Genomic DNA, 18773 nt, shown 5'->3' with positions numbered 1-18773 from the left:
GAACCAGTACAGTCAGCCAGTCAGACCACGAATCTGTATTGCCATGCCCACCGGTACACAAGCCCCCTTGCTGCGCGGCGCCAGCCTGCCGCTGGCCGGCCAGCTCGCCGAGCGCTATGCCCAGCGCATCCGCGAGCGCCTGCTGCTGCCGGGCGCCCGCCTGCCCTCGGTGCGCGACTGCGCGCGCCAGCATGGCGTCAGCCCGCACACCGTCGTCGCCGCCTATGACCAGTTGCAGGCCGCGGGGCTGCTGGAGGCGCGCCGCCAGCGCGGCTTCTTCGTGCGCGAGAGCCGGCCCGCATCGGCCGCGGCGCGCAGCAGCCGCCCGGCCGCGGCGGTGCCGCGCCAGGCGCCGGTGGACGCGACGGCGCTGATCCGCGGCATGTTCGAGGCCGACGCGGCGCGCTCGCCGGGCCTGGGCACGCTGCCGGCCGACTGGCTGGACCCGGCGCTGCTGCAGTCCGCCATGCGCCGGCTGCACCAGGCCGAATCGCTGGGCGTGCAGGTCAGCTACGGCGACCCGAGCGGGGACGAGCGGCTGCGCGACGCGCTGTCGCAGCGCCTGGCCGACCTGGGCATCCACGCCGGCCCCGCGCAGATCCTGACCACCCACGGCGCAACCCATGCGCTGGACCTGCTGATCCGCACCCAGCTGCAGCCCGGCGACGCCGTGCTCGTCGACGACCCGGGCTGGGCCATCATGTTCGCGCGGCTGACGCAGGCGGGCATCCGCCTGCTGCCGGTGCCGCGCAGCAGCCGCGGGCCCGACCTGGACGTGCTCGCGGCGCTTGCCGCGCAGCACGCGCCGCGCGCCTACCTCACGGTGTCGGTGCTGCACAACCCGACCGGCCACAGCTTGAACCTGGCCGACGCCCATCGCCTGCTGCGGCTGGCGGACGAGCACGACTTCTTCATCGTCGAGGACGACAGCTACGGCTTCCTCGCCGCCGAGCATGTGCCGCGGCTGGCGGCGCTGGACGGCCTGCGCCGCGTGACCTATGTGTCGGGCTTTTCCAAGGTGCTGACTCCGGCCTGGCGCGTCGGCTACCTGGCCACCGCACCCGAGCGGCTGCGCGCGCTGACCGACGTCAAGCTGCTGGACGGCCTGACCAGCTCGCCGGTGCTGGAGCGCGCCGTCGCGCTGTGCATGGAGCAAGGCCGCCTGCGCCGCCATGCGCAGCGCCTGCGCGAGCGGCTGGCGCAGGCGCGCCAGCGTGTCGCGTCGCTCGCGGCCAGGCAAGGGTTCACCTGGGCCGCGCCGCCGGACGGCCTGTTCGGCTGGCTCGACGTGGGCGTCGATACCGAGCGCGTGGCACAACCGATGCTGGACGCCGGCTGGCTGACCGCGCCGGGCGCCCTGTTCAGCGCGACGCGCGCGCCCGGATCGCTGATGCGCATCAACATGGCCACGTCGCAGGACCCGGCCTTCTGGCGCCAGCTGCGCGCCTGCGCGGACGACTTCCGCGGCCGCGCCGCACCCCCCTAACTTCCTCCCCCTCGTTCGAGGGAGCGCCCTCTGGCGCCCACGGATCGGCAGGCGTTTACTGGGCCTCACTCAACGCCCGAGGAGATGCCATGTCCAGGATTCGCTTGCGCCTTGGCCAGTTGTTCGGGGGCCTGTGCCTGGCCCTGTGTTCGTTGTCGGCCCAGGCCGATTTCGCCGCAGACATCACGGTGCGCCTCGTCGCACCCGGCGGCCTGGCGTTCGACACGACGCCCATCGACCTGTCGCAGACGGTCGCGTTCGCCGACCTCGCCAGCGGCGTGCGGGCCGCCAACCTCGGCGGCTCGGGCGATGTCAGCGACTTGATGATGAACGACGAGCGGGTGTTCTTCTCGGGCAACGCCATCTTCATCCGCGCGGCCGCGGGCGACTTCACCGGCGGCGTGTCCACAACCGGCTATCTCGGCGCCAACGGCAGCCCGGCCCGGTATGAGATCAGCGGGCTGGCCATCACCGGCCAGGCCATCACCGGCTTCACGGCCTACGCCTTCGACGGCTTCGCCACCTCGGGCTTCACCGGCCTGCAGAGCCCGGCCGCCCCGGCCAGCCTGGTGCAGCTGACCAGCCCCGGCACGCTGAGCTTCGATCTCAGCAGCATCTTCTTCGTGCCGCGCCTTGGCGGCCAGAGCGGCGACTACGCCGAGTTCCGCATCGACCTGATGACGACGCCGGTGCCTGAACCCGCCACCTGGCTGCTGCTGGCCTGCGGCCTGCTGCCCTTGCTGCTGCGGCGGGGCCACGCGCCGTGAGCGAGGCCGGCCCGTTCACCCTCGCCCGCTTCGAGCCGCTGGTCGGCAGCCGCTTCATGCTGTGGCTGGACGATGAGACGGGGCTGCCAGCGCAGCTCGTCGAGGCCCGCGCCGCGCCGGGCAGCCGTCCCGGCTTCAGCCTCACCTTCGAGGGGCCGCCCGAGCCGGCGCTGCCGCAGCACATCTACCGGCTGCAGCATCCGCAGCTGGATGCGCTGGACCTCTTCCTCGTGCCGGTGGCCCGCTCGGCCGCCGGCCTGCACTACGAAGCCGTGTTCGGCTAGGAGGCGCCCATGTCCGATCCTTTTCTCGGCGAGCTGAAGCTGCTCGGCTTCGGCTACGCGCCCAAAGGCTGGGCCTTCTGCAACGGCCAGTTGCTGCCCATCAACCAGAACCAGGCGCTGTTCGCGCTGCTGGGCACGACCTACGGCGGCGACGGGCGGGTGAACTTCGCCCTGCCCGACCTGCGCGGCCGCGCCCCGGCGCACGTGGGCAGCGACATCGCGCTGGGTCAACGCGGCGGGCAGGAGAACGTCACGCTACAGCCCGGCCAGCTGCCGGCCCACACGCACACGCTCAGCGGCACCAATGACTTCGCCAATGCCAGCGTGCCGGGCGGCGCGCTGCCCGCCGCCAAGGTGCGCGGCGGCATGAACCGCTACGGCCCCGCCGGCAACGACACCGTGATGGGCGCGAGCGCGCTCGGCGCCAGCGGCGGCGGGCAGCCGCACCCGAACATGCAGCCGTTCGCGGTACTGAACTGGGCCATTGCGCTGCAGGGCATCTTCCCCAGCCGCGACTGAACGAGGAGATCCCGATGTCGAATCCCTACGTGGGCGAGATCCGCCTGTTCGCCGGCAACTTCGCGCCGCTCGGCTGGATGTTCTGCCAGGGCCAGCTGCTGCCCATCGCAGAGAACGAGGTGCTGTTCGTGCTGATCGGCACGACCTATGGCGGCGACGGCCAGAGCACCTTCGCGCTGCCCGACCTGCGTGGCCGCGTGCCGGTGCACCAGGGCCAGGGCCCGGGGCTGTCGCCGCGCATGCTCGGCGAGCTCGGCGGCGATGAAACCATCACGCTGGCGCCCACCCAGCTGCCCACGCACACCCACACGCTGCGCGCCAGCGGCGCCGCAGCCACCGGCACAGCGCCGGGCGGCGCACTGCTGGCGGCGACCAGCGTGGCCAGCTACGACCCCGGCCCCGGCTCGACGGCGATGGCCGCCAGCGCCGTCGGAAGCGCGGGGGGCAACCAGCCGCACGAGAACATGGCGCCGACGCTGGCGCTGAACTACATCATTTCGCTGTTCGGCATCTTCCCGCAGCAGGCCTGAGGAGCACGACATGTCCGATCCCTTCGTCGCCGAGATCCGCGTCATGCCCTACAACTTCGCACCCCGCGGGTGGGCCAGCTGCAATGGCCAGCTGATGCCGATCAGCCAGAACACCGCCCTGTTCTCGCTGCTCGGCACGACCTACGGCGGCGACGGCAAGACCACCTTTGCGCTGCCCGACCTGCGCGGCAGCTTCGCGATGGGCGCCGGCGGCGGCCCGGGCCTCAGCCCGCGCGACCTTGGCCAGGCCGTCGGGCAGGCCAGCGTCGCGCTGCTGCCCGGACAGATGCCGGGCCACACGCACGCGCTGAGGGCCGGCGTCACGCCCGTGTCGACCAGCCCGGCCGGCAATGTGATGGCACCGACCGCCAGCGGCGGCGGCAACGTCTACCGCGCGCCCGGCATCCCGGCACCGATGGCGGCCTCGGCCATCGGCAGCGCCGGCGGCGGTAGCCCCCACGAGAACCGGCAACCGTATCAAGGGCTGAACTTCTGCATCGCGCTGCAAGGCATCTTCCCGCCCCGCAGCTAGGCACTCGGGCCATGGACTACCGCCTGCGCCCCGCCACGCCCGATGACGATGCCTGGCAGCTCGCCATCTATGCCAGCACGCGCGCCGACGAGCTGGCGCTGACCGGCTGGCCGCCAGCGCAGCGCGAGGCCTTCGTGCACCTGCAGCACCGCGCCCAGCAGTTGCACTACCGCCAACACTTCCCGCGCTCGGCCTGCCAGCTCATCGTTGTGGCTGACGCGGTTGCCGGCCGGCTCTGGACCGACCCGCGGGACGACCGGCTGCACATCCTCGACATCGCCGTGCTGCCCGCCTGGCGCGGCCAGGGCCTCGGCACGCGCTGCCTGCTGGCGCTGGCCGCCGGCGGGCAACGCCTGAGCATCCAGGTCGAGATCCACAACCCTGCCAGGCGGCTTTACGAGCGGCTCGGCTTCGTCACCGCGGGCGAGCCCCAGGGCCTCTACCAGCCCATGTTCAAGCCCGCCGCCCAACCCGAGGAGTGCCTGTCGTGATCAACAAGCGCGAGTTCCTGAAGGGCGGCAGCGCCGCCATCGTGGCCGGTGCCGGCACCACCACCGCACTGGCCGCCGTGCGTCCCAGCCTGGAGGCGCGGTCGGGCCTGGCCAGCTGGCAGGCCCATGTCGGCCAGCGCTTCGAGGTCGACGGCCATGCGGTCACGCTGCGTGCCGCCAGCGCACTGCCCAGCCGCCAGCCGGGCGAGCAGTTCAGCCTGCTTTTCAGCGGCGAACTGCCGGCCGGCGTCGGCGACGCGCTGCACCGCCTGACGGCCGCCGACGGGGCCAGCCAGTCGCTCTATCTGGTGCGCACGCCACGGGGCCTGCGGGCGGACTTCTGCCGCCTGCAAGCCTGACAAAAAGTTCTCACTCCCCAGGGGAGTTTTCACCGGGCCAGCTCATGGCCGCCCGCAAAATCCGGCCCGCCCGGCGACACCGCCATTGCGGCACCCGATGTGGACATGAGCGACCCCTTGAAATTCCTCGTTGCAGACCCGCTGGCCGGGGTGCAGACCTTCGTGCGGCAGCTGCTGCAAAGCCGTGGCTTCGCGGTGGACAACGTCCTGTGCTGCGCCGACACCGAAACCGCGCTGGCCCAGGGCCTGATCTTCAAGCCCCATTTCCTGATCACCGACTGGTTTGCGAAGGCGCCGCTGACGGGCCTGCAGCTCTACCAGCGCCTGCGTGACGCGCGGCCGGCCCTGCACCTGTCGCTGCTGAGCTTCGAAGTGACGCCCGAGCATGAGCTGCAAGCGCGGGCGCTGGGCGCGCATTTCCTGCTGCAAAAGCCCTTCACGGCCGATCAGCTCAAGGCGCAGATGATGCAGGCGCTGCAGACCGTGGCCAAGAACGCGCCGGGCCTGCCCAGCCCAACGCGCGGCGTCATGCACACCCCCCGGCCTGCGGCGCCGCGCCCGCCGCCGGTCATCGGCGCCCTGCCCGTCATCAAGCCCGGCGACAAGGTGCGCTTCAACGGCGCCGTGCATGTGGCCCAGTACGTGGTGCACCGCTCCGGAGAGACGGTCGTTCAGCTGCAAGGCCAGGGCGGGCTGATCCCGCTCGGCCGGTTGGCGCCGGTTTAGGCCACGACCGCTAGCAACATCAGCACCGGATAGGGCAGCGCCACCGTCGGGCGCAGCGCGCTCTTCAGGTATTGCGTGACGAGGCCCGCACCGCGCGGGCGGCGGGTCAGCCAGTCGCTGTGCAGTTGCATCGGCACGGCACCTTCGCCGCCGGACTTCACCGCCGCCTCGACGACGAGCAGGCGCTCGCCCAGACGGCCCTGGAAGGTCTTCAGCACGGCCTCCTGAAGCCACAGCAACGCCAGCAGCGCGAGAACGAGGCCGTTGTCCGGCACGATGACGAGCGCCGTGAAGGCGAGCAGCTTGACGACCAGCGCCAGTCCTTCATAGCGCTCGTGCTGTGCCTGCAGCGCCAGCCATTCGTGGTGAAGCGCGTTCATTTCGCTTCGAGCACTTCCCAGCGCTCCATCAGCGCCAGCAACTCCGCATCGATCTCCGCGGCGCGGTCGGTCACCTCGGCGATGCGGGCCGCCCCCTGCGTGTACAGCTCGGCACCGGCCAGCAGCGCGTTGAGTTGCGTCTGCTCGGCCTCCAGCGCGGCGATCTGCTTGGGGATCTCGTCCAGCTCGCGCTGTTCCTTGTAGCTGAGCTTGCGCTTGGTCGCGACGACCAGCGCCGGCTCGGGCGCGGGCGGCGGCGTGGGGGCAGCGGCGGCCTTGGGCGCCGCCTGCGCCTGCAGCGCCGCGGCGCGCTTGGACTGCTGCAGCCAGTCCTGCACGCTGCCTTCGTACTCGCGCCAGCGCGCCTCGCCCTCGTAGACGATGGTGGACGTGACGACGTTGTCCAGGAAGCGCCGGTCGTGGCTCACGAGGAAGACCGTGCCGTCGTACTCGGCCAGCAGTTCCTCCAGCAGCTCCAGCGTCTCGATGTCGAGGTCGTTGGTGGGCTCGTCCAGCACCAGCACGTTGGCCGGGCGGGCGAACAGGCGCGCCAGCAGCAGGCGGTTGCGTTCGCCGCCGGAGAGCGTGCGCACTGGCGAGTTGGCGCGCGCCGGCGAGAACAGGAAGTCGCCGAGGTAGCTCTTGACGTGCTTCTTCTGGTTGCCGATCTCGATCCACTCCGAGCCGGGGCTGATGGTGTCGGCCAGCGTCGCATCCAGGTTGAGCGTGTCGCGCATCTGGTCGAAGTAGGCGACTGTCAGTCGCGAGCCCAGCCGCACCGTGCCGCTGTCGGGCGCCAGTTCGCCGAGGATCATCTTCAGCAGCGTCGTCTTGCCGGCGCCGTTGGGGCCGATCAGGCCGACCTTGTCGCCGCGCAGGATGGTGCTGGTGAAGCCGCGAACGATGGCACGGTCGCCGTAGCTCTTGGACACGTCTTCCAGCTCCGCGACGATCTTGCCGCTGGCGCCGCCGGTGTCGATGTCCAGCCTGACCTTGCCTTGCACGTCGCGCCGCGCGGCGTGCGCCAGGCGCATGGCTTCGAGGCGCTGGATGCGCGCCACCGAGCGCGTGCGGCGGGCTTCGACGCCCTTGCGGATCCAGACCTCCTCCTGCGCCAGCAGCTTGTCGAAGCGCGCGTTGAACAGCGCCTCGTTCTCCAGCTCGTAGGCCTTGGCGGCCTGGAAGGCGGCGTAGTTGCCGGGGTAGCCGCGCAGCTGGCCGCGGTCCAGCTCGACGATGCGGTTGGCGACGTTGTCGAGAAACGCGCGGTCGTGCGTGATCAGCAGCAGCGAACCCTTGAAGTCGTTCAGCAGGCCTTCCAGCCAGGTGATCGCGTCCAGGTCCAGGTGGTTGGTGGGCTCGTCCAGCAGCAGCACATCGGGCTGGGCCACCAGCGCGCGGCCGAGCGCCACGCGCTTTTTCAGGCCGCCGGAGAGCGTGCTGATAAGCCGCGAGCCGTCCAGGCCCAGCCGGTGCAGCGTCTCCTCGACACGCTGCTCCCAGTTCCACGCGCCGATGTGCTCGATGCGCTCCTGCACCCAGGCGAGGTCGTCGTCGTCGGCATGGATCTCGTAGCGCTCGCGCAGCGCCTTGTGCTCGGCCACGCCCTCGCTGATGACGTCGAAGATGGTCGCGTCGCCGCGCAGCTCGGGCTCCTGCGGCACGTAGACGTTGGTCAGGCCTTGTTGCTGCTGCAGCAGGCCGTCGTCGAGCTTTTCGAGCCCGGCGAGGATCTTCAGCAGTGAGGACTTGCCGGTGCCGTTACGGCCGATGAGGCCGACGCGTTCGCCGATTTCGAGCGAGAAATTGGCACCGTCGAGCAGCGCGACGTGGCCGAAAGCGAGGTGGGCGTTGGAGAGGGAAAGGACTGCCATTCAGGCATTGTCCCCCGGCGCCGCCGCGAGCTACACGGGCCCGGCACCGTCCAGCATCACGTGGCATTCGCCGTGCGTGATGCGGTGGAAGATGGCCACGCGCTCGGCGGTCGGCTGAAGCGGCCCTGCAGGAAGATGGCGCCCACCAGCCGCACCACGCCCAAGGTTTGCGACAGCGCGTCCATCGCCCGGTCAGGCCGCGCTGCCGGTGACCTCGATGTCCAGTTGCAGCGGCACCGGCTGCCGCAGCGCCGCCGGCACCGGTGAGCGCAGGCAGCTCTGCTCGACCAGCCCGCGGGTCTGCGCCTGCGTCAGCCCCGCGGCCGCGATGCGGATGTGCAGCGTCATCTCGACGGGCGCGGCGTCGACCGCCTGCCCGTTGTCGCCAGCCAGACCCAGCAGCCCGCGTGTGTCGGAACGGCTGGAAACCCAGGCGTCGAGCGCCTGCAGTTCCACACCCTGCGTTGCAGCGTTCATGACGATGCAGGTGACAGCGCACGAGGCCGTACCCGCCCGCAGCAGCCAGCCTGGCGTGACCCCTTCGCCGCTGCCGCCCAGTTCGCGCGGCATGTCGGTTTCGACGCGCAGGCCGTTGTCATGGCGCGCCGAGACGCGCATGCCACCCTCCCACCGGACGCGAGCCGGCGAGTCGTCGTGCAGGCCGAGCTCCGGCCGCTTGCGCATGACGGCGGCCACGCGCTCCAACGCGGCGGCGATGTGATCCAGGGCCATGACACTCTCCAAAAGGGGGTCGTTTGATCAAGGGACGCCGGTCCAGGGGGACCGGACGCTCGGGCAGGATTTGCGGGCAGCAGGACCGGACTGCGCAGCCACACGGCGAGATGCTGGCTCCCTTGCTTGTCCGGATACATCCCATGAACGCACCCCTCGACCTCGAGGTGTTCCGCACCTGGTACGGCCCGGTGCACAAGGCCTTTGCCCCACGCTGGCGCCGGACCAGGGCGCGGCACTGGAGCGCGACCTGACCGACGTGCTGGCCACGCTGAACCGCGCCGGCCCCGACAGCCTGGTGGTGCCGAGCGAGTACCTGGAGGTCCTCCTGGCCCGGCGTGACGGTCAAACGACGCGCAAGGCCGGCGGCTGCGCGGCCGCGAGGTGGCTGCTGACCAGCCGCATCACCGCCGGGTCGCTGAGCAGGCGGCGGTGGCCCAGTCCCTCCGTCACATGCAGGCGCCCCGCGGGCAGGCCGGCCACCAGCGTTTCGCTGCCGCTCAAGGGCGCCGTCACGTCGCCGCGGTCGTGCACGATCAGCGTGGGCTGCCCGACGCGTTCGCCCAGCCAGGTGGGCTCGAAATGGCCGAGCGACACGCCTTCGCGCTGCTCGACGCGGCCACGCATGCGCGCCGCCAGCGCATCGCCCGTGCCCATGGCCTGCGCGAACCAGCGCATGAACTGCGCAGGCGGCGGCGCCAGTGCCAGCAGCGCCGCGCGCCGGGCCGGCAGGCCGCGGGCCAGCGCATGGGCGGTCGCCAGCGCGCCGAGCGAATGCGCCACGACGCCGTCCCAGGGCCCGAAGCGCGCACTGACGGCGAACAAGGCCCGCACCCATTGCAGCAGGTTGCTGCGCCAGCCGCTGCTGCGGCCATGGGCCGGCAGGTCCAGCAGCAGCGGGTCGAAGCCAGCGGCCGCCAGCGTGTCACCCTGATCGCGCAGCTGCTGGGCGTCGCCGGCCCAGCCGTGCACGAGCAGCACCCTGGGCCTGCCCGGCTCGACATCGCTGCGCTGCCAGACGCTGATATGGCCACCCTCGAAGGGCAGCCGCCGCTCGACCCATGGCCGCGGCACAGCGCGCGAACGCGCCAGCCATTTGGTCGGCATGGGCGTGAAGAACAGGTGCAGCGCGACGCGCGTGCCGAGATCGGGCGAGACGCGGTGCAGGCCGCGCAGCAGCGCTGCGATGCCGCGGGCCGTGGGCGAGGCGTAGAAGGCGGCGGCAGGGTTGCGTGTGGCGGTCATCGAGGCTCCAGATTTCGCACGGTCGTGCGACGAAAAATCAAACGAAGAGGCACGGACATGGCGCGTCGCGGTCAGGGCCGGCTGGCGTCGAGCAGGCGCTGCCAGGCGCGCGCGGCGCGCTCGCTGGCGCGCGGGTCGCGCAGGAAGCGCGCGTCGTGCAGCAGGATGATGAACAGGGCGTCCATCTCGAACACCATCTGCTCGGCGTCCAGGTCGGCGCGCAGGTGGCCGGCCTCGATGGCCTGCAGCACGGTGCGGCGCAGCGTGGCACGCCAGCGCAACACGCCATCGAGCAGGTGCTCGCGCACGGGCCCCTCGCGGTCGTCGTATTCGAAGGCGCCGGCCGTGTACAGGCAGGTCTTGTGGCGCTCGACATCGCTGGCCCAGGCCAGCCAGCGCTGCATGACGGCCTGCAGCCGCGGCAGGCCGCGCGGCTCGCTCATGGCGGGCAGGAAGACGGTTTGCAGGAAGCGCTTGTCGAACTCCAGCAGCACGGCCACCTGCAACTGCTCGCGCGAGCCGACGCGCGAGAACACGCCGCTCTTGGACAGGTCCAGCCGCTTGGCGACCTCACCGATGCTGATGCTCTCCAGGCCCTCGGTGACGGCCATGTTCAGCGCCGCACCGACGATGGCGGCCAGCGTGCTCTCGGCGCGTTCGCTGCGGGTTTCCATGCGCGGAATTTAGCACGATCGTGCGGCGAATGGCGATCATGCGAACAGCTGGCTGGCGTGATGGCGCAGGTGGTCGTCGATGAAGCTGGCGATGAAGTAGTAGCCGTGGTCGTAGCCGGCATGGCGGCGCAGCGTCAGTGGCTGGCCGACGGTGGCGCAGGCCGCCTCGAAGGCTTCGGGGTGCAGCTGCTCGGCGAGGAACTTGTCGGCCAGGCCCTGGTCGATGAGGATGCCGCCTGGGTATGGCGGCGTGTGCCGGCCCTTCATCAGCTCGCTGGCATCGTGCGCGGCCCAGGCGGCGCGGTCCTCGCCCAGATAGCCGGCGAAGGCCTTGCGGCCCCAGGGGCAGCGCATCGGCGCGGCGATCGGCGCGAAGGCCGACAGCGACTGGAAGCGTCCCGGGTGGCGCAGCGCCAGCGTCAGCGCGCCGTGGCCGCCCATCGAGTGGCCGAACAGGCCGACGCGCTCCAGCCCGGTCTCCTGCTGCACCCACGGGATCAGCTCGTGGAGCAGGTAGCTTTCCATGCGCCAGTGCGGGGCCCAGGGCTCGCGCGTCGCATCGAGATAGAAGCCGGCGCCGACGCCGAAGTCCCAGGCGTCGGCTTCGCCGGGGACGTCGGCGCCGCGCGGGCTGGTGTCGGGCATCAGCAGCGCCAGCCCCAGCTCGCCGGCCAGGCGCTGCGCGCCGGCCTTCATGGTGAAGGTCTCTTCGGTGCAGGTCAGCCCGGCGAGGAAGACCAGCAGCGCCTTGGGCCGGAGCGGCAGGAACAGCGCGAAGCGCGCGGCCAGGCCGAGCTCGGCGGATTCATGGCGGTGGAACCGCTGGGTGCCGCCGAAGCAGCGATGTTCCGACAACAGTTCCATCCGGGCCCTTCAGCTCGCCTTCGCCATGTGTTGATCGACCGCGTCCAGCACCTCCTCGGGCTCGTCGGCCTCGGCGGGGGTCTCGTTGTTGAGCACGGCCTGCATGCGGCCAGTATCGAGGTCCCCGGTCCACTTGCCGACGACGACCGTGGCCACGCCGTTGCCGATCAGGTTGGTCAGCGCGCGCGCCTCGGACATGAAGCGGTCGATGCCCAGGATCAGCGCCAGGCCGGCCACCGGCACGTGGCCCACGGCCGACAGCGTGGCCGCCAGCACGATGAAGCCGCTGCCCGTCACGCCGGCGGCGCCCTTGCTGGTGAGCAGCAGCACGCCCAGCAGCGTGAGCTGCTGCGTCAGCGTCATCGGCGTGTCGGTGGCCTGGGCGATGAAGACGGCCGCCATCGTCAGGTAGATGGACGTGCCGTCGAGGTTGAAGGAGTAGCCGGTCGGGATCACCAGGCCGACGGTGGACTTGCGCACGCCCAGGTTCTCGAGCTTGGCCATCATGCGCGGCAGCACCGACTCGCTGGACGAGGTGCCCAGCACGATGAACAGCTCTTCCTTGATGTACTTGATGAACTTCCAGACCGAGAAGCCGTGCACCCGGGCGATCGTGCCGAGCACGAGGAAGATGAAGATCAGACAGGTGGCGTAGAACGAGCCCATCAGCTTGGCCAGCGACAGCAGCGACCCGACGCCGTACTTGCCGATGGTGAAGGCCATCGCGCCGAACGCGCCGATGGGGGCGACCTTCATGATCATGCCGACGATGGCGAACAGCACGTGCGAGGTCTTCTCGATGCCGTCGAAGATCAGCGTGCCGCGGCCGCCGAAGCGGTGCAGCGCGAAGCCGAACAGCAGCGAGAACAGCAGCACCTGCAGCATCTCGCCCTTGGCGAAGGCGTCCACCACCGTGGTCGGGATGATGGCCAGCAGGAACTCCACCGTGCCCTGCATCTTGCCCGGCCCGGTGTAGGCGGCGATGCCCTTGGTGTCCAGCGTGTGGGGGTCCACGTGCATGCCGGCGCCCGGCTGCAGCACGTTGACGACGACGAGGCCGACGATGAGGGCGATGGTCGAGACGATCTCGAAGTACAGCAGCGCGTAGCCGCCGGTCTTGCCCACGCGCTTCATGTCCTCCATGCCCGCGATGCCCACCACCACGGTGCAGAAGATGATCGGCGCGATGATCATCTTGATCAGCTTGATGAAGCCGTCACCCAGCGGCTTGAGCGCCTCGCCGGTTTGGGGCCAGAAGTGCCCCACGATCACACCGATGACGATGGCGGTGATGACCTGGAAATACAGGGAACGGTAGAAGGGCTGGCGCCCGGCAGTGGCTTGCATGCTTGTCTCCAATCCAGTCCTGCGAGCGGGACCGGCTTCGGAAACAGCTTATGCGCGACGGGCCACGGCCGCGACTGTGACTTCCCACATGAATTGCAAAGCTGTGTCAACGCCGCCGCAGCCGCGAGGCGGCGCCGGCACGCTCAAAACTCCACGACGGCGCGAATGGATTCCCCGCGGCGCATCAGCTCGAAGCCGTCGTTGATCTGTTCCAGCTTGAGCTTGTGGGTGATGAGCTCGTCGATGTGCAGCTTGCCGTCCATGTACCAGTCGACGATCTTGGGCACGTCGGTGCGGCCGCGCGCGCCGCCGAAGGCGCTGCCTTCCCACTTGCGTCCCGTCACCAGCTGGAAGGGCCGCGTCGCGATCTCGGCCCCGGCCGGCGCCACGCCGATGATGATGCTGCGCCCCCAGCCCTTGTGCGTGCATTCCAGCGCCTGGCGCATCAGCTGCACGTTGCCGACGCATTCGAACGAGTAGTCCGCGCCGCCGTCGGTCAGCTGCACGATGTGGTCGACGACATTGCCCACGTCCTTGGGGTTGACGAAGTCCGTCATGCCGAAGCGCCGCGCCATCGCCTCGCGCGCGGGGTTGATGTCCACGCCGATGATCTTGTTCGCGCCCACCAGCTTGGCGCCCTGGATGACGTTCAGGCCGATGCCGCCCAGGCCGAAGACGACCACGTTGGCGCCCGCCTCCACCTTGGCCGTGAACAGCACCGCGCCCACGCCGGTCGTCACGCCGCAGCCGATGTAGCAGACCTTGTCGAACGGCGCGTCGGGCCGGATCCTGGCCAGCGCGATGCCGGGCACGACGATGTGGTTGGAGAAGGTGCTGGTGCCCATGTAGTGGAAGATGGGCTCGCCGTTCAGCGAGAAGCGCGACGTGCCGTTGGGCATCAGGCCCTTGCCCTGCGTGGCACGGATGGCCTGGCACAGGTTGGTCTTGCGGCTGAGGCAGAACTTGCACTCGCGGCATTCGGGCGTGTACAGCGGGATGACGTGGTCACCCGCTTTGAGCCACGGCACCTTGCTCTCCAGCACGACGCCGGCGCCCTCGTGGCCCAGCACGGCGGGGAACAAGCCCTCGGGGTCGGCGCCGGACAACGTGTACTCGTCGGTGTGGCAGATGCCGGTGGCCTTGACCTCGACCAGCACCTCGCCATCGCGCGGGCCCTCCAGGTCCAGGGTCTCGATGGTCAGCGGGGCGCCGGCCTTCCAGGCAACGGCGGCGCGGGTCTGGATGCTCATGTCAATTACTCCTCGGCGCTATGCGCGATGACTCATGTGCATTAAACCGCGGCCCGGGCGCCGGGCCGCCCCAAGCCGGACCGCGGGCGATGTGCTCGAGGCTCGACGCCGCGAGCATCGCCGTCCCCACGGGGGACCGACCAGACTCGCCCGCGTTCAGCGCGGCGAGGGTGGGCGAGGGGCCGGCAGCCTGTCCAGGGCCGCGACGAACTCGCGCGCCTCATGTCGGCATAGGCGCAGGCGGCGCAGCAGCCAGGGCGTCAGGTCTTGCTGGCCCAGGTGCTCGGGCCAGGCGCCGGCGTCGCCGTCGGGGATCTCGGCCGGGTCGGTGCCCGTCATGGGCTCGCCGTTCAGCACGTCGACGCAGGCCTTGCGGGCCAGCGGCAGCGCGGTCTCGGCCTTGGCCGCGTCCAGCCGCGCATTGCGGCGCTGCACCTGGTGCTGCACGGCGCCGAGCAATGCCATCAGCCGGTAGCCGTGGCTGAGGGCGCCTTCGATCTGGGCATCGGGCAGGCGCACGCTCTCAGGCTCGACGCGCGTGCGCTGCGCCGCAGCCGCCAGCGCCGCCAGCGCGGTGTAGGCCTGCTGGCGCGACAGGCGCTGCGCCAGCTGCTCCTCGGGGCTGGGCATCCAGCGCAGCATGTTGGCCGCATGCCGCGCCAACGCCCCGCGCAGCTGCGTGGCCAGCCGCGGCACGGCAGCGCGTTCCCACGACGGCAGCACGAAGCTGAACAGCCAGGCCAGGCCGGCGCCGATCACTGTGTCCGCCAGACGCTCGCCGATGAAGGGGTCGCTGCCCGGCGCCAGCATCAACGGCTGCAGCAGCGCCATCAGCGTCGCGGCCGTGGCGGCGACGCGGTAGCGGCGGTTCACGTACGCATGCGCCACGCCCACGGCGGCGATGAAGCACAGGCTCAGCAGCGGCACCCAGTGCACATGGGCCAGCAGCAACACCAGCAGGCAGCCCTGCACCGTGCCGATGATGCGGTTGTTGCGGCGCGCTATCGTCTGCTCCAGGTTGCCGCGCAGCACGACGGCCACGCTCAGCATCAGCCAGAACGGGTGCGCCGCCCAGGGCAGCGCGGCGCCCAGCCAATAGGCCAGCGACAAGGCCAGCGCCGAGCGCAGCGCATGGCGCATGACGCTGGACTGCAGCGTCAGGTGGGGCTTCAGCGCCGCCAGCGGCCAGCCCTCCGGCGACACGAAGGGCGCCAGCTTCTCAGGCGTCCAGGGGCTGTCGATGTCGTCGCGGAGCGCCTGGCGCGCGACCATGGCGCCGACGTCGTCCAGCATGTGGCCCAGGCGCGATGCCAGCGCCGACACCAGGTGGGTGCGCGAGTCGCCGTCCGGCGCGCAGATGTCGGCCAGGCGCGCGGCGAGCTGGGCGCGCCAGGCTTCGGCCGACACCTCGGGCAGCGGCGCGCCGTAGGCGACGGCATCGGCCAGCGCGGCCAGCACGTCGGCAAGGTGACGCAGCGTGTCGGCCAGCGCGGCGCGCCACTGGCGGGCAGGGAAATCCTGCCCCAGCAGCTCGGTGTCGAGCCGGCTGGCCAGCAGGAGGTCGCGCAGCTCGATGAGGCCCAGCACGAGGTCGGTCTGCTTGCGGCTGCGCGGGGAGCGACGCGCGGCGAACACCTGGTCTCGCGCGGCCTGCAGCGCGTCGGCCAGCATGACGTCGTCGGCGATGGAGGCGCGGATGCGGGCCTCGTCCGCGCCCACGGCCAGCGCGATGCGCTGGGCCCGCGAGCGCACGCGCACCGCGGTGGCGCGCAGCGCGGCGGCCAGCGCCAGCTCGCGCAGCCGGTGGCGCAGCACGACGGCGGCCGCCCGCGCCCAGCCGGCATAGACGCAGCCGCCCAGGCCCACCCACAGCGCATGCGCCCAAGGAGAGGTGGCACCGGTCGTGCGGTCCCAGGCCATCGCGAACACCATGGCCAGCACCGGAGAGAACGACAGCGGCCCGGCGCGCAGGCCCCAGGCCAGCGTCATCAGCGACAGGAAACTGACGACGGCCACGACGGCCAGGGTCAATGCCAGCGAGCCGTCGGTGACGCCGACCAGCGCCGTCACCACGGCCGCCGCGAACGCTGCTGGCAGCACGCGGGGCAGCACGCGCTGGGGCGGGTTGGGCACGTCGGTCAGGCTGGCGCAGACGGCGCCGCCGACGGCGGCCAAACCGGCCGTCTCGCCGAACAGCCCGCCGACGACGATGTGCGTCGCAGCGACGCCCAGCGCGACGCTGAGGCCGTTGAGATGCGCCGCTTCGAGACGCTGCAAGAGCTTCACTTGACCAGCATCTCCATGACGCGGCGCTCGCTGGCGCGCAGCTGATGCACCGAGAACCAGTCGGACTTCTCGGGCCGGTAGACGTACTGCGGCGGCGCGCCGGCCGCGATGCGCTGCCGCAGCGGCGCCAGCACGGCGCCGGCCGCCTCGCCCTGCCCTTGGGCCTGCAGCGCACCGGTCTGCACGATGACGGCGAGGTCGCTCCAGGGTCCGAGCGCCAGCGCCGCGGCCGCGCCGCGCTGGGCGGCCACGGCGTCGCCACCCGCGAGCGCAAGCCAGGCCTGCAGCGCCAGCGTGTCGGGGTCGCGCGGGTCGAGCAGCAAGGCCTCTTTGAGCTGCGCCCGCGCCGCTTCGACGCGGCCGGCGCGCAGCAGGTCCAGCGCGTAGTCGCGCCGCAGCGGCACGAGGCCGGTGCGCAGGCGCAGCACGGCCTCGTACTGCGCGAATGCGGCCTCCCACCGGCCGTCGAGCGCCAGCGTGGCGGCGCGGCCCCACAGCGCCTCGGGCTGGTCGCCCTGGTAGGCCAGCACGGCGTCATAGGCCGCCAGCGCACGGGGCACGTCGCCGAGGCGGCGGTGATGGTCGGCCAGCGCCAGGTCGACGCGGAAGCGGTCCTCGCCCCGGAGCTGCTCGACGCCGCGCGCCAGGGCCGGCACGACCTCGGTGGCCAGCGGCGCGCCGCCATGCCACAGCGCATCGGCCGTCGCCACGCGCAGCGCGCCGCTGCGGGGGTGGCGGGCCAGCGCGCGGGCCGACAGCGCACGGGCCGCCGTACCGTCGCCTTGCAGGGCCAGCGCATGCAGGCGTGCGCCCAGGGCGCTTTCGTCGTCGGGCGCGAGCTGCAGCGCGCGGTCGAACAACGGCGTGGCCTCGGCCAGCTTGCCGTCTTCCAGCTTCTGGTTGCCGGCGTTGACCAGCGCGATGGGCAGGCTGGCACGCGTGTCACGCTGCGCGAAAAAGCGCTTCACCAGCGCGCGCAGCGCCGGGTCCATCGCGACGAGGCGCTCGCGCACGATCTCGCGGCCGTCGTAGGCATCGCGCCGGGGCGAGGCCTCGGCGTTGGCGCCCTCGGCGAAGTACTCCCACACCGAGCCGCCGGCATAGCGCGACAGGAAGCCGTTGCGTGTCGCGGCATCGCGCGCCTTGGCTTGCTGGTACAGCGCCTGGATCTCGCGCGCCTGGTCGGCCGTCAGCACGCCATGCACCTGGTGCGTCAGCTCGTGCAGCACGGTGTTGTAGCGGTCGAAGATGCTGCGCTCGACGTCCTCGATGCCGGTGACCGTGAAGTGGCCGCCCATGCCGCGCACGTCGTCCCACAGCCGCGAGTCGTAGTCGATGCGCGCGTCCTTCAGCGCCTGGGCCTGCGGCGTTTCGGACAGGCGCATCCACATCGGCTTGATGAAATGCGTGGCGCCGCCCTCCACCAGCACGGGGATGAAGGCCTTCCACGGCGCGACGGACAGGGCCACGCGCTTGCGGTGGCGGGGCGACAGGTCTTGCCAGTTCAGCACATAGCGCTCGATGCCCGGCACCACGGGCATGGGCGTGGCGGCAAAGCGGCGCTCGTAGGCGGCGCGGTGCACGTCGACGGCGAAGCGCTGCGACTCCAGCGCCTTGGCCGCGATGGCATGTGCGCGGCCGAGCTGCGGGCAGCGTTCCAGCACGGCGAGGCTGATTGAAAGTGCGGTGTCGAAGTCGCCGCGCTCGAAGGCGTCGGACGCGCGCCGCACCTCGGCCAGCAGCGGCACCCAGGCGTCGCCCAGGCGCGCGGCGAGCTGCGTGTAGTTCTCGCGCACATAGCCGTTGCCCAGCAGGTAGTGGGCGGCCTCGTGGTGGCGGTTGAGCGCAACGGCGCCTTCCGCGGCGGCGATCGCGTCCTCGGTGCGGCCCAGGCGGATCAGCGTGTCGGCCAGGGCCGCCAGGCCGTCGGCGGTGCGCTCGGCGGCGATGCCCTGCTCCAGCTGCTGCAGGGAGGCGTCGAACTCGCGCAACTGGTAGTGGCACTGGCCCAGGCCGCGCAGCGCCTGCGCCTGCTCGACCGGCCGGGTGGCGCGCGCCAGCGCCCGCTCGAAGCACAGCCGCGCGCGCTCGAAGTCGCGCCGGTCCAGCGCGAGGCGGCCAGCGGCCAGCAGGTCGACGGCCTCGGCGCCGGCATCCGCCAGCACGCCACGCGTGCGGCGGTCGATGGCGGCGCCGTCGTCGCGTGCAAACAGCCATTCGTAGATCAGCGCGCGCTCCGCAGCGCCGGGCCGCTTGTCGCGCAGCAGCGCGTCCAGCCCGGGGCGGGCGGCAGCGTACTGCTGCTCGGTCAGCAGCTGGTGCAGGCGCGTGGCGTCAGGGGCGCCTTGGGCGACGTTCAGGTTCAGGCAGAAGGCCAGGCAGACGGCCAGTGGGCGCCAGGGCATGCAGGCAGCTCCTCGGTGGAGC

19 protein-coding genes are annotated in these 18773 nt (G+C 71.5%); 9 read left to right on the top strand and 10 right to left on the bottom strand.

The features are described 5' to 3' along the window. Positions 1-43: 43 nt before the first annotated feature. The 9 genes from ASD35_RS02010 (at position 44) to ASD35_RS01970 (ending at position 5694) form a co-directional block, all read left to right on the top strand. Entirely contained in the window at positions 44-1486 is a 1443-nt protein-coding gene (locus ASD35_RS02010) for a PLP-dependent aminotransferase family protein (protein WP_056873224.1), read from the top strand. Between the two features lie 89 nt (positions 1487-1575). Beyond that, positions 1576-2253 carry a hypothetical protein gene (locus ASD35_RS02005; RefSeq protein WP_157275308.1) on the top strand — a complete coding sequence of 226 codons (678 nt, stop codon included), beginning with the start codon at positions 1576-1578 and terminating at the stop codon, positions 2251-2253. Next, the gene (locus ASD35_RS02000) at positions 2250-2537 is read left to right on the top strand and encodes a hypothetical protein (RefSeq protein ID WP_056873222.1); all 288 of its coding nucleotides are present in this window, start codon (positions 2250-2252) and stop codon (positions 2535-2537) included. The genes ASD35_RS02005 and ASD35_RS02000 overlap by 4 nt, the downstream gene beginning before the upstream one ends. Positions 2538-2546: 9 nt before the next feature. Further along, on the top strand, positions 2547-3056 hold the full coding sequence (locus ASD35_RS01995; protein ID WP_056873221.1) for a phage tail protein: 510 nt from the start codon (positions 2547-2549) through the stop codon (positions 3054-3056). Between the two features lie 14 nt (positions 3057-3070). Continuing rightward, on the top strand, positions 3071-3586 hold the full coding sequence (locus tag ASD35_RS01990; RefSeq protein WP_056873220.1) for a phage tail protein: 516 nt from the start codon (positions 3071-3073) through the stop codon (positions 3584-3586). Positions 3587-3596: 10 nt separating this feature from the next. Continuing rightward, positions 3597-4118, top strand: coding sequence for a phage tail protein (locus tag ASD35_RS01985; RefSeq protein ID WP_056873219.1), 522 nt, complete (start codon positions 3597-3599; stop codon positions 4116-4118). 11 nt (positions 4119-4129) lie between these two features. Further along, positions 4130-4609 (top strand): N-acetyltransferase, encoded by a 480-nt coding sequence (locus ASD35_RS01980; protein ID WP_056873218.1) that lies wholly within the window; start codon positions 4130-4132, stop codon positions 4607-4609. Further along, the gene (locus ASD35_RS01975; protein WP_056873217.1) at positions 4606-4968 is read left to right on the top strand and encodes a hypothetical protein; all 363 of its coding nucleotides are present in this window, start codon (positions 4606-4608) and stop codon (positions 4966-4968) included. Before ASD35_RS01980 ends, ASD35_RS01975 begins: the two co-directional genes overlap by 4 nt. A 105-nt stretch (positions 4969-5073) precedes the next feature. Then, positions 5074-5694, top strand: a complete 621-nt coding sequence (locus tag ASD35_RS01970) for a response regulator (protein WP_056873216.1) — start codon at positions 5074-5076, stop codon at positions 5692-5694. Here ASD35_RS01970 and ASD35_RS01965 read toward each other — a convergent pair. From ASD35_RS01965 to ASD35_RS01920, 10 genes are all read right to left on the bottom strand, one after another. After that, positions 5691-6074 (bottom strand): hypothetical protein, encoded by a 384-nt coding sequence (locus tag ASD35_RS01965; RefSeq protein WP_056873215.1) that lies wholly within the window; start codon positions 6072-6074, stop codon positions 5691-5693. The genes ASD35_RS01970 and ASD35_RS01965 overlap by 4 nt on opposite strands. Further along, positions 6071-7948, bottom strand: coding sequence for an ATP-binding cassette domain-containing protein (locus tag ASD35_RS01960; RefSeq protein WP_056873214.1), 1878 nt, complete (start codon positions 7946-7948; stop codon positions 6071-6073). Before ASD35_RS01960 ends, ASD35_RS01965 begins: the two co-directional genes overlap by 4 nt. A gap of 192 nt (positions 7949-8140) precedes the next feature. Beyond that, positions 8141-8680 carry an OsmC family protein gene (locus ASD35_RS01955; RefSeq protein WP_056873213.1) on the bottom strand — a complete coding sequence of 180 codons (540 nt, stop codon included), beginning with the start codon at positions 8678-8680 and terminating at the stop codon, positions 8141-8143. A gap of 345 nt (positions 8681-9025) precedes the next feature. After that, positions 9026-9925 carry an alpha/beta fold hydrolase gene (locus ASD35_RS27505; protein ID WP_056873212.1) on the bottom strand — a complete coding sequence of 300 codons (900 nt, stop codon included), beginning with the start codon at positions 9923-9925 and terminating at the stop codon, positions 9026-9028. Between the two features lie 71 nt (positions 9926-9996). After that, positions 9997-10599 (bottom strand): TetR/AcrR family transcriptional regulator, encoded by a 603-nt coding sequence (locus tag ASD35_RS01945; protein ID WP_056873211.1) that lies wholly within the window; start codon positions 10597-10599, stop codon positions 9997-9999. Positions 10600-10635: 36 nt separating this feature from the next. Further along, on the bottom strand, positions 10636-11463 hold the full coding sequence (fghA, locus tag ASD35_RS01940) for an S-formylglutathione hydrolase (RefSeq protein WP_056873210.1): 828 nt from the start codon (positions 11461-11463) through the stop codon (positions 10636-10638). A 9-nt stretch (positions 11464-11472) separates the two neighbouring features. Beyond that, positions 11473-12810 (bottom strand): dicarboxylate/amino acid:cation symporter, encoded by a 1338-nt coding sequence (locus ASD35_RS01935; protein WP_056873209.1) that lies wholly within the window; start codon positions 12808-12810, stop codon positions 11473-11475. A gap of 143 nt (positions 12811-12953) precedes the next feature. Then, positions 12954-14054: an S-(hydroxymethyl)glutathione dehydrogenase/class III alcohol dehydrogenase gene (locus tag ASD35_RS01930; RefSeq protein ID WP_056873406.1), complete on the bottom strand. Its 1101-nt coding sequence runs from the start codon at positions 14052-14054 to the stop codon at positions 12954-12956. Between the two features lie 162 nt (positions 14055-14216). Beyond that, the gene (locus tag ASD35_RS01925; protein WP_056873208.1) at positions 14217-16346 is read right to left on the bottom strand and encodes an FUSC family protein; all 2130 of its coding nucleotides are present in this window, start codon (positions 16344-16346) and stop codon (positions 14217-14219) included. Next, entirely contained in the window at positions 16343-18751 is a 2409-nt protein-coding gene (locus ASD35_RS01920; RefSeq protein ID WP_056873207.1) for a tetratricopeptide repeat protein, read from the bottom strand. Before ASD35_RS01920 ends, ASD35_RS01925 begins: the two co-directional genes overlap by 4 nt. Positions 18752-18773: the final 22 nt, after the last annotated feature.

It is taken from the genome of Pelomonas sp. Root1444, from assembly GCF_001426885.1.
In the GTDB taxonomy this organism is placed as follows: Bacteria; Pseudomonadota; Gammaproteobacteria; order Burkholderiales; family Burkholderiaceae_C; genus Pelomonas.
This window is presented reverse-complemented; position numbering and strand designations above follow the sequence as displayed.

What these genes read in the sequence shown, in the direction of transcription:
- ASD35_RS02010 (WP_056873224.1), top strand. Translation starts at nt 44, where the DNA reads ATGCCCACCGGTACACAAGCCCCCTTGCTGCGCGGCGCCAGCCTGCCG.
- ASD35_RS02005 (WP_157275308.1), top strand. Translation starts at nt 1,576, where the DNA reads ATGTCCAGGATTCGCTTGCGCCTTGGCCAGTTGTTCGGGGGCCTGTGC.
- ASD35_RS01995 (WP_056873221.1), top strand. Translation starts at nt 2,547, where the DNA reads ATGTCCGATCCTTTTCTCGGCGAGCTGAAGCTGCTCGGCTTCGGCTAC.
- ASD35_RS01990 (WP_056873220.1), top strand. Translation starts at nt 3,071, where the DNA reads ATGTCGAATCCCTACGTGGGCGAGATCCGCCTGTTCGCCGGCAACTTC.
- ASD35_RS01985 (WP_056873219.1), top strand. Translation starts at nt 3,597, where the DNA reads ATGTCCGATCCCTTCGTCGCCGAGATCCGCGTCATGCCCTACAACTTC.
- ASD35_RS01980 (WP_056873218.1), top strand. Translation starts at nt 4,130, where the DNA reads ATGGACTACCGCCTGCGCCCCGCCACGCCCGATGACGATGCCTGGCAG.
- ASD35_RS01970 (WP_056873216.1), top strand. Translation starts at nt 5,074, where the DNA reads ATGAGCGACCCCTTGAAATTCCTCGTTGCAGACCCGCTGGCCGGGGTG.
- ASD35_RS01965 (WP_056873215.1), bottom strand. Translation starts at nt 6,074, where the DNA reads ATGAACGCGCTTCACCACGAATGGCTGGCGCTGCAGGCACAGCACGAG.
- ASD35_RS01960 (WP_056873214.1), bottom strand. Translation starts at nt 7,948, where the DNA reads ATGGCAGTCCTTTCCCTCTCCAACGCCCACCTCGCTTTCGGCCACGTC.
- ASD35_RS01955 (WP_056873213.1), bottom strand. Translation starts at nt 8,680, where the DNA reads ATGGCCCTGGATCACATCGCCGCCGCGTTGGAGCGCGTGGCCGCCGTC.
- ASD35_RS27505 (WP_056873212.1), bottom strand. Translation starts at nt 9,925, where the DNA reads ATGACCGCCACACGCAACCCTGCCGCCGCCTTCTACGCCTCGCCCACG.
- ASD35_RS01945 (WP_056873211.1), bottom strand. Translation starts at nt 10,599, where the DNA reads ATGGAAACCCGCAGCGAACGCGCCGAGAGCACGCTGGCCGCCATCGTC.
- fghA (WP_056873210.1), bottom strand. Translation starts at nt 11,463, where the DNA reads ATGGAACTGTTGTCGGAACATCGCTGCTTCGGCGGCACCCAGCGGTTC.
- ASD35_RS01935 (WP_056873209.1), bottom strand. Translation starts at nt 12,810, where the DNA reads ATGCAAGCCACTGCCGGGCGCCAGCCCTTCTACCGTTCCCTGTATTTC.
- ASD35_RS01920 (WP_056873207.1), bottom strand. Translation starts at nt 18,751, where the DNA reads ATGCCCTGGCGCCCACTGGCCGTCTGCCTGGCCTTCTGCCTGAACCTG.